At 62.8% G+C, this 12259-nt stretch carries 10 protein-coding genes; 9 read left to right on the top strand and 1 reads right to left on the bottom strand.

All coding sequences use genetic code 11. The features are described from left to right. Positions 1–15: 15 nt before the first annotated feature. Positions 16–558, top strand: coding sequence for an isochorismatase family protein (locus QP999_RS11340; RefSeq protein WP_284848346.1), 543 nt, complete (start codon positions 16–18; stop codon positions 556–558). 20 nt (positions 559–578) lie between these two features. On the opposite strand, the gene QP999_RS11345 is transcribed toward QP999_RS11340, so the two are convergent. Then, positions 579–986, bottom strand: coding sequence for an oxidoreductase (locus tag QP999_RS11345; RefSeq protein ID WP_284848347.1), 408 nt, complete (start codon positions 984–986; stop codon positions 579–581). Positions 987–1134: 148 nt separating this feature from the next. Here QP999_RS11345 and sucB point away from each other — a divergent pair, with 148 nt between their 5' ends. From sucB to QP999_RS11385, 8 genes are all read left to right on the top strand, one after another. Then, on the top strand, positions 1135–3189 hold the full coding sequence (sucB, locus tag QP999_RS11350; RefSeq protein ID WP_284848348.1) for a 2-oxoglutarate dehydrogenase, E2 component, dihydrolipoamide succinyltransferase: 2055 nt from the start codon (positions 1135–1137) through the stop codon (positions 3187–3189). A gap of 262 nt (positions 3190–3451) precedes the next feature. Then, positions 3452–4597: an MFS transporter gene (locus tag QP999_RS11355; RefSeq protein ID WP_284848349.1), complete on the top strand. Its 1146-nt coding sequence runs from the start codon at positions 3452–3454 to the stop codon at positions 4595–4597. Between the two features lie 83 nt (positions 4598–4680). Further along, entirely contained in the window at positions 4681–7548 is a 2868-nt protein-coding gene (gene gcvP / locus QP999_RS11360) for an aminomethyl-transferring glycine dehydrogenase (protein ID WP_284848350.1), read from the top strand. Positions 7549–7551: 3 nt separating this feature from the next. Further along, positions 7552–8664 (top strand): glycine cleavage system aminomethyltransferase GcvT, encoded by a 1113-nt coding sequence (gene gcvT / locus QP999_RS11365; protein ID WP_284848351.1) that lies wholly within the window; start codon positions 7552–7554, stop codon positions 8662–8664. A gap of 42 nt (positions 8665–8706) precedes the next feature. Further along, a complete protein-coding gene (gene gcvH, locus QP999_RS11370) occupies positions 8707–9099 on the top strand; it encodes a glycine cleavage system protein GcvH (protein ID WP_284848352.1) in 393 nt (130 codons plus the stop codon). A gap of 70 nt (positions 9100–9169) precedes the next feature. Beyond that, on the top strand, positions 9170–9997 hold the full coding sequence (gene lipB / locus QP999_RS11375) for a lipoyl(octanoyl) transferase LipB (RefSeq protein ID WP_284848353.1): 828 nt from the start codon (positions 9170–9172) through the stop codon (positions 9995–9997). A gap of 88 nt (positions 9998–10085) precedes the next feature. Beyond that, a complete protein-coding gene (gene lipA / locus QP999_RS11380; protein WP_269948144.1) occupies positions 10086–11159 on the top strand; it encodes a lipoyl synthase in 1074 nt (357 codons plus the stop codon). A gap of 42 nt (positions 11160–11201) precedes the next feature. Further along, complete coding sequence (locus QP999_RS11385; protein ID WP_070596486.1) at positions 11202–11987, top strand: DUF4191 domain-containing protein; 786 nt, start codon at positions 11202–11204, stop codon at positions 11985–11987. Positions 11988–12259: the final 272 nt, after the last annotated feature.

A 12259-nucleotide genomic window follows, 5' to 3' on the forward strand; every position in this document is an offset into this window, starting at 1 on the left:
ATAGAATTGCCCCGTATGACACCTGCACTCATCATTGTCGATGTCCAACATGATTTTTGCCCCGGCGGAGCCCTCGGCACCGAACGCGGCAACGAAGTTGCTGAGCGCATTGGCGCTCTCCAAGCCTCCTATGAAACTGTCGTAGCCACACAGGATTGGCATATCGATCCAGGCGCCCACTTCTCTGAGAACCCCGACTTTGTCGATACCTGGCCCACGCACTGCGTGGCCGATTCTTATGGCGCCGCCATGCACGAGGCCATCGCACCCGCCCAGGCCTATTTCAAGAAGGGCGAATACACCGCCGCTTACTCGGGCTTCGAAGGCGCAGCCGATGGTGTTCTACTCGCAGATTGGCTGCGTGAGCACAACGTCACCGCCGTGGACATCGTTGGCATTGCCACCGACCACTGCGTGCGCGCGACGGCTGCCGACGCCCTTAAGGAAGGCTTCACCGTGCGGGTTCTGGCGGACTATTGCGCGCCCGTCGACGAGACCCGCGGCGCTGCCGCCCTGAAGGAACTGGCCAAGGCAGGCGCCACTATCGTTAGCGAATAAGCAACAGACGTTGTGACTGTTTAGCTATCGCCCTGTTGCTTCTGCTGCTGGCGCTGCTCAAAGCGTTCGCGGCGCTCGCGCTGCTCCTCCCGCTTGCGCAGAATGCGTTCGCGCTCAATGCGCTCGCGCATGCGCTGGGGGTAGCCAGTCTCTTCGACGTCATAAACATCGCACCGCAAAAGCTTGGCTACCGCGTCAATCCCTTTGGGTCCACCAATGCGGCGGCGGATGAAGGCGCCGCTTTCATCAACCACGACGACCGACATCTCGTTGACCACGGTCTCCGGCTCCACAAATGCCTCAATATAGGCCCGCCCCTGCGCCCAAGCTTGGAGCTCCTGAGCGTCTTCTGCGCGAATGGTCTCCCCCGGTGCGCGGGGTGGGCGCAGTTGGGACTTAGAGCTATTGCGGCGGAAGGGGTTGAACATGGCTCTTTAGCCTACCGGAGGCCACCTTCAGCCACTTCGTGCGGAGGTTGCCCCAATTCACCCCACCCATGCGCAGCTTTTATAAACACGCTGTAGAATCAATCACTAGCGTTTCACTAATTCCAACTTTCGAGGAGTCTTAACACTTATGGCACACTCTGTTGTGATGCCCGAACTGGGCGAATCTGTAACCGAAGGCACGATTACCCAGTGGCTGAAGTCCGTCGGTGACACCGTCGAGGTCGACGAGCCATTGCTCGAGGTCTCCACCGACAAGGTCGACACCGAAATCCCCTCCCCGGTCGCCGGCACCATCCTCGAAATCAAGGCTGAGGAAGATGACACCGTAGACGTGGGCGAGGTCATCGCCATCATCGGTGATGAGGGCGAGTCCGCACCGGCCGCTGAGGAGTCCGAAGATTCCTCTGAGAAGGCTGCTGAGACCCCGGACAAGCCTGCTGAGGACGCTGAGTCTGAGGCCCCAGCTGCTTCTGGTGACGCCACCGACGTGGAGATGCCGGAGCTCGGTGAGTCCGTCACCGAAGGCACCATCACCCAGTGGCTGAAGTCCGTCGGCGACACCGTCGAGGTCGACGAACCACTCCTCGAGGTCTCCACCGACAAGGTCGACACCGAAATCCCGTCCCCAGTCGCCGGCACCCTCGTTGAAATCCTCGCCGAGGAAGACGACACCGTCGACGTCGGCGCCGTCATCGCCCGCATCGGCGACGGCTCCGCCGCAGCCTCCGAAAAGCCTGCCGCCAAGGAAGACAAGGCAGAGGAAAAGAAGGAAGAGCCCAAGGCTGAAGAAAAGTCCGAGGAGAAGTCTGAGGACAAACCGGCTGCTTCTGGTGACGCCACCGACGTGGAGATGCCGGAGCTCGGTGAGTCCGTCACCGAAGGCACCATCACCCAGTGGCTGAAGTCCGTCGGCGACACCGTCGAGGTCGACGAACCACTCCTCGAGGTCTCCACCGATAAGGTCGACACCGAAATCCCGTCCCCAGTCGCCGGCACCCTCGTTGAAATCCTCGCCGAGGAAGACGACACCGTCGACGTCGGCGCCGTCATCGCCCGCATCGGCGACGGCTCCGCCGCAGCCTCCGAGAAGCCCGCTGCCAAGGAAGACAAGGCAGAGGAAAAGAAGGAAGAGCCCAAGGCTGAAGAGAAGAAGGAAGAGCCGAAGGCCGAGGAGAAGCCTGCTGCTTCCCAGTCCTCCGAGCCGAAGACTTCTGAGACTTCCACCAAGGTCAACAACGGCGATAACGTCCCGTACGTGACCCCGCTGGTACGCAAGCTGGCTGAGAAGCACGGCGTTGACCTGTCCACCGTCTCCGGCACTGGCGTCGGCGGCCGCATCCGCAAGCAGGACGTCCTGGCCGCTGCTGGCGAGGGCGAGGCACCGGCTTCCTCCGCTAGCGCATCCTCCAGCTACCCGCGTGCTCGCTGGTCCACCAAGTCCGTGGATCCGGAGAAGCAGGAGCTCATCGGCACCACCCAGAAGGTCAACCGTATCCGCGAGATCACGGCGTCCAAGATGGTGGAGGCCCTCCAGATTTCCGCTCAGCTGACCCACGTTCAGGAAGTCGATATGACCGCCATCTGGGATATGCGCAAGCAGTCCAAGCAGGCGTTCATTGATAAGTACGAGGCCAACCTCTCCTTCCTGCCGTTCATTGTGAAGGCCACCGTTGAGGCTCTGGTCTCCCACCCGAACGTTAACGCTTCCTACAACCCGGAGACCAAGGAGATGACCTACCACGCTGACGTCAACGTGGCCATCGCCGTGGATACTCCGCGCGGCCTGCTGACCCCGGTCATCCACAAGGCCCAGGAGCTGACGCTGCCGGAGATCGCCCAGAAGATCGCCGAGCTGGCTGATAAGGCACGCAACAACAAGCTCAAGCCGAATGATCTGACCGGTGCAACCTTCACCGTGACCAACATCGGATCCGAGGGCGCCCTGCTGGATACCCCGATTCTGGTTCCGCCGCAGGCCGGCATCCTGGGCACCGCCGCTATTACCAAGCGCGCGGTCGTTGTGACCGAGGACGGTCAGGACGCCATTGCCATCCGCCAGATGTGCTACCTGCCGTTCACCTACGACCACCAGGTGGTCGACGGTGCCGACGCTGGTCGCTTCATCACGACCATCAAGGACCGCCTCGAAACCGCAGATTTCGAAGCCGACCTTGACCTCTAAGGCTTAACAAGACTCCAAGTCTTAAGAGGCCTGCTCCCCCGCCACTGTGGCGGGGGAGCTTCGTCGTTTTCCACCCTGCTTTCCTCCACCCCGCAAACACAGCTCGGTGACATCGCTCAGTGGCACCGCAACTGCCCTATCTGCCAAAACTATTGCCCGGTTTTCAAAGATCGGCGCTAACTTTGGCAGTTTGGCGCGTTTTCTTTAAGCGTCTTGCCACCAAGACCTGACCACTGTGATTCAGTGCACTAGACTGTCCCGCATGATTTCTCAGAAGTGGTTCCGCGTCGCACTCGGCATGTTTCTCGTCGCCTGCGGCGCCAACCTCTTCGCACCGATGGTCGTGGTCTACCAAGTCACCACCGAGCTGGGAGTTCTGCAGACGACCTTCCTCTTCGGCATTTATGCCCTCGGCATCATGGTGGCTCTCTTCATCGGCGGCCCGCTTTCCGATTCGTTGGGCCGCCGCGCCATCATGCGCCCGGCCGTCCTCACCACCACTGCTGGCTCACTGGTCTTCCTCGGCGGCGCAGGCGGTTCCTTCCTGCCCTTGCTCATCGGCCGCCTGTGTGCCGGCGCCGCCGTGGGTTTCGCCATGTCTTCCGGCGCTGCGTGGATCAAGGAGCTCAGCACCCACCTCAGCGTTGGTGCGAAGCGTTCTTCCATTGCTTTGTCAGCTGGCTTCGCGTCAGCACCTGGCGTTGCCGGTATCGCCGCAGAGTTCCTCCCCTGGCCCACCGTCCTTCCTTATCTCTTGCACATCGGCCTAGCACTCGTCGTGGTCCCCCTCGTGTGGACCGTGCCAGAACAGAGATCTGCCCAAACGGCTTCATCGCGCCGCACTTTTGTCCCCAGCAGCCTGATTACTCCCCGGTACCTACTGGTTGTGGCCTACGCACCGTGGGTCTTCGGCTCCGCCACCACCGCCTTCGTTTTCCTGCCCGCGCAGCTCAGCGAGCACCTGCGCCATCCCGTTCTGACCGCCGGCCTGTGTGCCCTACTCACCATGGGCAGCGGCGTGGTCATTCAACAGCTTGCGGGCCGCATTCGCGTCACGGCATTCCACGGCATGGTGCTAGCCGCTATAGGCATGGCGCTGTGCCTCGGCGTCCTCGTCGCGGCGGAGCATAGCTGGGCAGTTTTCCTTCTTCCTTTCGCGGCCATCATCATGGGCAGCTCTTATGGAATCGGCATGCTCAGCGGACTCGCAGAGACCCAAGCCATTGCTCACCCAGCGGAGCTCGGAGCGGCAACGGGGGTGTTTTATTCGCTGACCTATCTAGGCTTCTTTGCGCCCTTCATCCTGTCGCTTTTGGGTCCTGTCACCGACTATTCCACTGCCTTCATCATCGGGCTGGTCCTCGCCGTACTGACCGCAGTAGCGCTGCGTATTCACCTTAAGGGGTAACCGAGGTCAATGTCATGGCATACGCCTTATACTTGTGGGCAGTTTAGGTCACACAAACTAACGCCACGAAGGAGATAAAACATATGGCTTTCATCTCTCGCCACCTCGGCCCCGATGCAGCCGAGCGTGAGACGATGCTCAAGGCAGTGGGCTATGACAGCGTAGACGCGCTGGTCGATGCCGCCCTGCCGACCTCCATCCGCGCTACCGAAGCGCTGAACCTCCCGGAGGCTTTGAGCGAAGATGATGCGCAGGCGAAGCTGCGCGGGTACGCCTCTCAGAACGTCGTGCTGAAGTCCTTCTACGGCCAGGGTTATTCCGATACCCTCACCCCGGCGGTCATTCGCCGCGGGCTGCTGGAGGATGCCGGCTGGTACACCGCCTACACGCCCTACCAGCCGGAGATCTCGCAGGGCCGCCTCGAGGCACTGCTGAACTTCCAGACCATGATTGAGTCCCTCACCGGACTGCCCATCGCGAACGCCTCGCTTCTCGACGAAGCCTCCGCCACCGCCGAAGCCGTCGGTCTGATGGCCCGCGCGGTCAAGAAAGGCCGCCGAGTGCTGTTGGATTCACGCCTGCATCCGCAGGTACTGGCCGTGGCCGCCGAGCGCGCCCGCGCCATTGAGCTGGAGGTCGAGATTGCCGATGTCCGCGATGGCATCGTCGGCGAAGATCTGGTCGGCGCCGTTCTGGCCTACACCGGAACCGAAGGCGATATCGTCGACCCGCGCGCTGCCATCGAGGAGCTGCACACCCGCGGCGCCCTCGCCGCCGTCGTGGCCGACCCGCTGTCGCTGCTCCTTCTGGAGGCTCCGGGTTCGATGGGCGCAGACGTCGTCCTCGGCTCCTCGCAGCGCTTCGGCGTCCCGCTCTTCTTCGGCGGCCCACACGCGGCGTTCATGTCCGTCACGGATAAGCTCAAGCGCCAGCTTCCGGGCCGCATCGTGGGTGTGTCGAAGGACGCCGCCGGCCGCCCCGCCTACCGTCTGGCCCTGCAGACCCGCGAGCAGCATATCCGCCGCGAGCGCGCGACCTCCAACATCTGTACCGCGCAGGCTCTCTTGGCCAACGTGGCCTCCATGTATGCCGTCTACCACGGCCCGCAGGGACTGCAGGAGATTGCGCAGCGTGTGCACGACCGCGCTTCTACTTTCGCTGCAGCAGTCACCGACGCGGGCAAGGAGATTGTCTCCCGCGACTTCTTCGACACCGTGACCGTCACCGGCGTGGATGCCGCTGCCATCAAGGCTCAGCTGCAGGAGCAGGGTTACTTGGTGCGCGCCATCGGCACGGACAAGGTCTCGGTCTCCTTCGGCGAGTCCGCCACCAACGAGGATGTCAACACCCTGGCCGCTGCCTTCGGCGCCGCAGACTCCGCTGATTCCGAGCCAGCCGCGTCTGGCTCCTTCGAGATTCCGTCCTCCGTACAGCGCTCCGAGGCTCCGCTGCAGCACGAGATCTTCAACTCCATCCACTCCGAGACCCAGATGCTGCGTTACCTGCGCACCCTGGCGGATAAGGACCTGGCGCTCGATCGCACGATGATCCCGCTGGGTTCGTGCACGATGAAGCTCAACCCTACCTCCGCCATGGAGCCCATCTCCTGGCCGGAGTTCGCCGGCATCCACCCGTATGCCCCGGAGGAGACCACCGGCGGTTGGCGCGCGCTGATCGACGAGCTCGAGTCCTGGCTCGCCGAAATCACCGGCTACGCCCAGGTGTCCATCCAGCCGAATGCCGGCTCCCAGGGTGAGCTGGCAGGCCTGCTGGCCATTCGCCGCTACCACGTTGCCAACGGCGATCACGGCCGCGATGTCATCCTCATTCCGGCCTCCGCGCACGGCACCAACGCTGCTTCAGCGACCTTGGCCAACCTGCGCGTTGTCGTGGTCAAGACCGCTGACGACGGCTCCATTGACGTCGCCGACCTCGACGCCAAGCTCGAGCAGCACGGCGAGCACGTCGCCGGCATTATGATTACCTATCCCTCCACCCACGGTGTTTTCGACCCCGAGGTGCGCGAGGTCTGCGACAAGGTCCACGCAGCCGGCGGCCAGGTCTACATCGACGGCGCGAACATGAACGCGCTGGCCGGTTGGGCCCGCCCGGGCGTCTTCGGTGGCGATGTCTCCCACCTCAACCTGCACAAGACCTTCACCATCCCGCACGGCGGAGGTGGCCCGGGTGTGGGCCCGGTGGGCGTCGCCAAGCACTTGGTGCCCTTCCTGCCGACGGATGCTAACGACCCCCAGCTGGACCCCGCGCAGCCGGCCACGGAGGGCAGCGGTGTGCCGTCCACCGCATCGCGCTACGGTTCCGCCGGCGTGCTGCCGATTTCCTGGTCTTACCTGGCCATGGTGGGCGCGCAAGGACTGACGGAGGCCACAAGCCACGCCATCCTCGGCGCGAACTACCTGGCGCAGAACCTGAAGGATTCCTTCCCGGTTCTCTACACGGGTAATGCCGGCCTGGTGGCGCACGAATGCATCTTTGACCTGCGCGAGCTGACCGACGCCTCCGGCGTCACCGCCGCTGATGTGGCCAAGCGCCTCGTGGACTACGGCTTCCACGCGCCGACCCTGTCCTTCCCAGTGGCCGGAACCCTCATGGTGGAGCCCACCGAGTCCGAGGACCTGGGTGAGCTGGACCGCTTCATCGAAGCCATGCGCTCCATCCGCGCCGAGATCCAGGAGATCATCGAAGGCAAGGTGGCCTACGAGGACTCCGTCATCCACCACGCACCGTTCAACGCCGAATCCGTCGCCGCCGACGAGTGGAACTTTGCCTTTAGCCGCCAGCAGGCCGCCTACCCGGTGACTTCCCTGCGCGCTAATAAATACTTCCCGCCGGTACGCCGCATCGACGAGGCTTATGGTGACCGCAACCTGGTGTGCACCTGCCCACCGCCAGAGGCCTTTGACTACTCCGACGAGAACCAGGAGGTTTAATCAATGACTGACTACCTGCACTCCCCGCTGCACGCTGAGCATGAGAAGCTCGGCGCCACTTTCACGCCCTTCGGGCCGTGGGAGATGCCGCTGAAGTATGACAATGAGCTTGAGGAGCACCGCGCAGTGCGCAATGCTGCGGGCCTCTTCGACCTGTCCCACATGGGTGAAATCTGGGTCAACGGCCCGGACGCCGCCGAGTTCCTGTCCTACTGCTTCATCTCCAACCTGGTTCCCCTCAAGGTGGGCAAGGCAAAGTACTCCATGATCTGCGCCGAGGATGGTGGCATCATGGATGACCTCATCACCTACCGCTTGGAGGAGACCAAGTTCCTCGTCGTGCCGAATGCTGGCAACGCCGATACCGTGTGGGAGGCTCTCAACGAGCGCGCCGAGGGCTTCGACGTAGACCTGAAGAACGAGTCCCGCGATGTGGCCATGATTGCTGTCCAGGGCCCGAAGGCGCTGGAGATCCTCGTCCCGCTGGTGGAGGACACCAAGCAACAGGCAGTGATGGGCCTTCCCTACTACGCCGCCATGACCGGCAAGGTGGCGCGCAAGTACGCTTTCATCTGCCGTACCGGCTACACCGGCGAGGACGGCTTCGAGCTCATCGTCTACAACTCCGATGCCCCTGAACTGTGGGAAGAGCTGCTCAAGGCTGGCGAGGAATACGGCATCAAGCCCTGCGGCTTAGCAGCGCGCGACTCCCTGCGCTTGGAAGCTGGCATGCCGCTCTACGGCAACGAGCTCACCCGCGATATCACTCCGGTGGAAGCCGGCATGTCCCGCGCCTTTGCCAAGAAGGAGCAGGACTTCGTGGGTGCAAAGGTACTGCGCCAGCGCGCCGAAGAAGGCCCGCAGGCCGTTATTACCGGCCTGGTTTCCTTGCAGCGCCGCGCCGCCCGCGCCGGAGCGGAGGTCTTCGTCGGTGAGAACAAAGTGGGCACGGTGACCTCCGGCCAGCCCTCCCCCACCCTGGGCCACCCTGTCGCGCTCGCGCTCATCGATACCGCCGCAGGCTTGGAGGCTGGCGACGCCGTGGAGATCGACATCCGCGGCAAGCGCTACCCCTTCGAAGTGTCCGCGCTGCCCTTCTACAAGCGCGAGAAGTAAACTCCACTACTGAATCCATCTACCGAAAGGACATCCCTTCTCATGGCTAGTCTTCCTTCCGATTTTTCTTACTCCGAGGACCACGAGTGGATTAACGCAGCTGCTAATTCCGTCGTCGGTTCCACCGTCCGCGTCGGCATCACCTCCGTGGCCACCGACCGCCTGGGGGAGGTCGTCTTCGCCGAGCTGCCGGCCGTGGGCGATACCGTCGAGCACGGCGAGACCTGTGGCGAGGTGGAGTCCACCAAGTCCGTGTCTGACCTCTACTCCCCGGTCACCGGTACCGTGACCGCCGTCAACGAGGGTGTGCACGATGACTACGCCGTCATCAACAACGATCCCTTCGGTGAGGGCTGGCTCTTCGAGGTCGAGGTCACCGAAGCCGGCGAGCTGATGACCGCTGAGGAGTACGCCTCCGCCAACGGCGTGGCCTAAATCTGCGCCTGAACAGCACGCATTCAGCCCTTGTCTGGCTGAATCTTCGCGGGGACTAGCATGGGTATCCATGACTGCTCCCCGCGAACCTTTCTTTCCCGCCAACCGCTCTATTCGCGCTTCCGACGAGCCACTGGAGATCCGCCGCTTGGGCCGCATGGGCTACCAAGAGGCCTGGGATCTCCAGGCCGAGCTCGCCGCAGCGCGGGCGGCGGGCACGCAGGGTGATGTCATCCTCGTGGTTGAGCACCCCAACGTCTACACCGCCGGCAAGCGCACGCAGCCGGAGGATATGCCCGATAACGGCCTGCCGGTCATTGACGTCGACCGCGGCGGGCGCATTACCTGGCACGGCGAGGGCCAGCTGGTGGTCTACCCCATTATCAAGCTGGCGGAACCGGTGGACGTCGTGGACTATGTTCGCCGCCTCGAGGAGGCCATCATCCAAGCCGTCCGCGAACTCGGAGTGAGCACCGCCGGGCGCATCGACGGCCGCTCTGGCGTGTGGGTTCCGTCCACCACCCGCGCCGCCGACCCGGCCGCTCCGAGGCGCGACCGCAAGCTGGGGGCGCTAGGCATCCGCGTTACCCGCGGGGTAACCATGCACGGCCTAGCGCTCAACTGCACCAACACCTTGGAGTACTACGAACACATCGTGGCCTGCGGCATCGACGATGCCGACGTGTCCACGCTCTCGCTGGAGCTTGGCCGCGAGGTCACCATTCAGGAAGCGGAAGCGCCGCTTCTCGACGCCCTCCTCAAAGCCCTCTCAGGTGAACTCACCGTGGCCGACCACACCTTCGCCTCGGCGCCTGATCCCATCAAGGTGGCCAACGAGAAGGCACGCCAAGCCCGCAAAGCAGCAGAGGGAAAACAGAAGATACCCTCGGTGGAATAAACCCGGCTCTCGCAGGACTTGTATTAGGAAGAGCTAACCCCAACGCGTAAAGTGAGGTTCCGTGACTGTTAAGCCTGAAGGACGCAAGATGCTCCGCATTGAGAAGAAAAATGCGGAGTCGCCCATCGAACAGAAGCCACGCTGGATCCGCAACCAGGTTCGCACCGGACCGGGTTATGAGGACATGAAATCCCGCGTATCCGGAGCTTCCCTACACACCGTGTGTCAGGAGGCCGGCTGCCCCAATATTCACGAGTGCTGGGAATCGCGCGAGGCCACCTTCCTCATCGGCGGTGACAAGTGCACCCGCCGCTGCGATTTCTGCGATATCGCCACCGGCAAGCCGGAGGAATTGGACCGCGACGAGCCGCGCCGCGTGGCCGAGAACATCCAGGAGATGGATCTCAACTACACCACCATCACCGGCGTGACCCGCGATGATCTGCCCGACGAGGGCGCCTGGCTCTACGCCGAGGTTGTGCGCAAGATTCATGAGCTCAACCCGCACACCGGCGTGGAGAACCTCACCCCGGACTTCTCCGGTAAGCCGGATTTGCTCCAAGAGGTTTTTGAAGCCCGCCCTGAGGTCTTCGCCCACAACCTGGAGACGGTGCCGCGCATCTTCAAGCGCATCCGCCCGGCTTTCCGCTACGAGCGTTCCCTCGACGTCATCCGCCAGGCTCACGAGTTTGGTTTGATCACCAAGTCCAACCTCATCCTGGGCATGGGTGAAACCGCCGAGGAGATCGAGGAAGCCCTTCGCGATCTCCGCGAGGTGGGCTGCGACATCATCACGATTACCCAGTACCTACGCCCCGGTCCCCGCTTCCACCCCATCGAGCGCTGGGTGCGCCCAGAGGAGTTTGTGGAGCACTCCAAGCTTGCCAAGGAGCTCGGCTTCGGCGGCGTCATGTCCGGTCCGCTGGTGCGCTCCTCCTACCGCGCTGGCCGCCTCTACGTGCAGGCCATGGAGGCCCGCGGCCTCGAGCTTCCGGAGAACCTGAAGCACTTGGCTGAGACTTCCCAGGGCGCTACCGCCCAGGAGGCCTCCACTCTTCTGGAGAAGTACGGCCCCTCCGAGGAGACTCCGGTGACCACGCGCATGGTCAAGTCCCCGGCCGGTGCAGCGAACCCGAACTCTGCGGCGTCCACTATTCGCTAGTTCGATTCTCTTTTTCACCCTCTGACCTCTAAAGTAGGAGCCATGGCTAACGACGACAAGGCATCGCTGAAGGAAGCGAAAAAGCAGGAGCGCGCGGCCAAGCGCGCCCAGCGCAAGCAAAACTGGTCACAGATGTGGCAAGCGTTCAACATGCAGCGCAAGCAGGATAAGGCGCTCATCCCCATCATGCTGGCTGCCTTCTTGGGCATGGGCTTGCTCTTCTTCCTTATCGGCACGCTCTTCAACGGCCAGTGGTTCATGCTCATCCTGGGCTTGGGCATCGGCGCCATCCTGGCCATGTTCCTGTTTACCCGCCGCCTCGAGCGCGACATGTACAAGAAGGTGGAGGATCAGCCTGGCGCCGCCGGCTGGGCTTTGGAGCAGCAGCTGCGCAACACCGTCGGTGTGGTGTGGAAGGTCAAGACTGGTGTGGCCGCTACCCGCCAGCAGGACCTTATCCACCGCGTTATCGGCAACTCCGGCGTCATCTTCGTCGTCGAGGGTGACCGCAAGCGCGTCGGCCCTACTCTTAACCGCTTGAAGAAGCGCGTGGACCGTATGGCCGGCGGCGTGCCGGTGTACGAGGTCTTCGTGGGCAATGGCGAGGACGAGGTTCCCGTGTCTAAGCTGCGCAGCCACATTATGAAGCTGCCGCGCAACTACAACAAGAACGAAACCTACGACAACATTCGCCGTATCGAGGCCATGGATGATCTGCCGGGCACCACCCCGGGTCTGCCCAAGGGTCCGATGCCCCGCCAGGCTCAGAACATGGCGGGTATGAACCGCCGTATGCGCCGCATGCAGGAGCGCAAGGGCGGCAAATAAGCCACTAGCTCCAAGCACAGCAAGGGTCCCTTCCGAGATTCTCGGAAGGGACCTTTTACGTTGCCTTCGAAGCCTCCCGGCCTAGTTGCCTCAGGCCCCCCCAGCAGCTTTATCACTGGTCCCAACAGCTCTAGCTAAATGGCGCCTATCAAAAGGCGTCTTTAACTCTGAAAACGCCGTCTGCACCGCGTAAATGGGCTCTTCCGGTTTCGGGGTGCGTAGCGGGGTGAGGTAGAAATCGACGGGTTCAGCGGGTCACCACAACATGTAGG

Origin of the sequence: Corynebacterium sp. MSK004 (assembly GCF_030232515.1) — a bacterium.
In the GTDB taxonomy this organism is placed as follows: domain Bacteria; phylum Actinomycetota; class Actinomycetes; order Mycobacteriales; family Mycobacteriaceae; genus Corynebacterium; species Corynebacterium hesseae.

Coding starts and splice junctions, on each gene's coding strand:
- QP999_RS11340 (WP_284848346.1), top strand. CDS start 16: ATGACACCTGCACTCATCATTGTCGATGTCCAACATGATTTTTGCCCC.
- QP999_RS11345 (WP_284848347.1), bottom strand. CDS start 986: ATGTTCAACCCCTTCCGCCGCAATAGCTCTAAGTCCCAACTGCGCCCA.
- sucB (WP_284848348.1), top strand. CDS start 1,135: ATGGCACACTCTGTTGTGATGCCCGAACTGGGCGAATCTGTAACCGAA.
- QP999_RS11355 (WP_284848349.1), top strand. CDS start 3,452: ATGATTTCTCAGAAGTGGTTCCGCGTCGCACTCGGCATGTTTCTCGTC.
- gcvP (WP_284848350.1), top strand. CDS start 4,681: ATGGCTTTCATCTCTCGCCACCTCGGCCCCGATGCAGCCGAGCGTGAG.
- gcvT (WP_284848351.1), top strand. CDS start 7,552: ATGACTGACTACCTGCACTCCCCGCTGCACGCTGAGCATGAGAAGCTC.
- gcvH (WP_284848352.1), top strand. CDS start 8,707: ATGGCTAGTCTTCCTTCCGATTTTTCTTACTCCGAGGACCACGAGTGG.
- lipB (WP_284848353.1), top strand. CDS start 9,170: ATGACTGCTCCCCGCGAACCTTTCTTTCCCGCCAACCGCTCTATTCGC.
- lipA (WP_269948144.1), top strand. CDS start 10,086: ATGCTCCGCATTGAGAAGAAAAATGCGGAGTCGCCCATCGAACAGAAG.
- QP999_RS11385 (WP_070596486.1), top strand. CDS start 11,202: ATGGCTAACGACGACAAGGCATCGCTGAAGGAAGCGAAAAAGCAGGAG.